This window comes from Lentisphaera araneosa HTCC2155 (assembly GCF_000170755.1).
Taxonomy (GTDB): domain Bacteria; phylum Verrucomicrobiota; class Lentisphaeria; order Lentisphaerales; family Lentisphaeraceae; genus Lentisphaera; species Lentisphaera araneosa.
Map to the genome: position 1 here is coordinate 1 of NZ_ABCK01000080.1, position 1,182 is coordinate 1,182.

At 48.5% G+C, this 1,182-nt stretch carries 1 protein-coding gene and 1 pseudogene; both read left to right on the top strand.

What is annotated here, in order from left to right; all coding sequences use genetic code 11:
- Window positions 1-206: pseudogene (locus LNTAR_RS24700) on the top strand (group II intron reverse transcriptase/maturase); the annotation flags it as partial.
- A gap of 658 nt (window positions 207-864) precedes the next feature.
- The gene (locus LNTAR_RS27485; protein ID WP_007276686.1) at window positions 865-1,041 is read left to right on the top strand and encodes a hypothetical protein; all 177 of its coding nucleotides are present in this window, start codon (window positions 865-867) and stop codon (window positions 1,039-1,041) included.
- Window positions 1,042-1,182: the final 141 nt, after the last annotated feature.

Below are 1,182 nucleotides of genomic sequence, written 5' to 3' on the forward strand. Positions count from 1 at the left end.
ACTCCACTGTGTATGCAATGCGAGGTATAGATGAATTTACACGCAGAAGACTGCGCAGTATTATAGCCAAATATAATCGCAAGAAAGGTTCTCATCGCATGATTGATACTCGTAAATACAATAAAGCCTACTTTACAGATCTAGGCTTCTTTTCACTGGAGGAAGCCTGGAAACTGGAATTTCAGTCTCTTCGGAGTAAGCACTGACTGGAGAGCCGTATGCGGGAGAACCGCACGTACGGTTCGGAAGGAGGGGAGACTCCGCAAGGAGTCTTCCCTACCCTTATATATAGCCCAATGGCGTGAGCCTTGGGGAAATATGTAAATTCAAAACGAGAATGCCGAAGGTATGACATAGGGATTTATGCCGTCCCCGTTGGGACTCATCATTAATAATCATCATTTAATTCCTAGCACTTACGTGCCAGGCTGAGCTATGCCGTGCTTTCAGCACTCAATGATTAATCGCAATTCGTATTTAGACCTAGCACTGCCGTGCCTGGCTGAGTTATGCCGTCCCGTTGGGGCTTGGTTTGAATGCCGAAGGCATGATATAGTACGCCTATGCGTACACAACATCAGCGAGGTGAAAGACCTCGTCAGGGTTGACCGTCAGCCCTGTAGTCGAAGTCAACTGCGTCGTTGTGAAACGGGGTGGGTAGTAGGGCCTAGACGAAATATCAGTCCGTAGGATGACGAACGCGTTTCGGCCGGTCAGGGTGTCGAGCCTGCTATATCATGGCGAAGACCAGAGAGTGGGAGGAAGAGCTGCGTAGCCTGAGGGCGAAGTAAGCCAACTGCTCAAGTTATACACGCTGAAGAAAGGCGGAAAGAAAAGCGGTGTATAGACGCTGACAGGTGTTTGGTGACGGAATGGTGTGAAGGTGTTGTGGATCAAGTAGGGAGACCTGTGTGGGCAGTACGGATTAATCCGCCACGCAGGAGTCAGAGCCCTCATAGTAGCGATGAAGGTGGTGAAAGTCACTGGAGCAAAGGGGGGCAGGAAGGTGAAACTGAGAAGAAAAGAATAGAAGGAATATAAGAATGTCAGAAATGGCTAAACAAATATTACGACGAGATGAACGCTTTGTTGAAATACAAGCGTGGGCGTCACCTTCTGTCTGGACGGATCAGATGCTGAAAACTCTTCATAGAGGAGTTGAAAGAGGCAAGTGGTACAGCT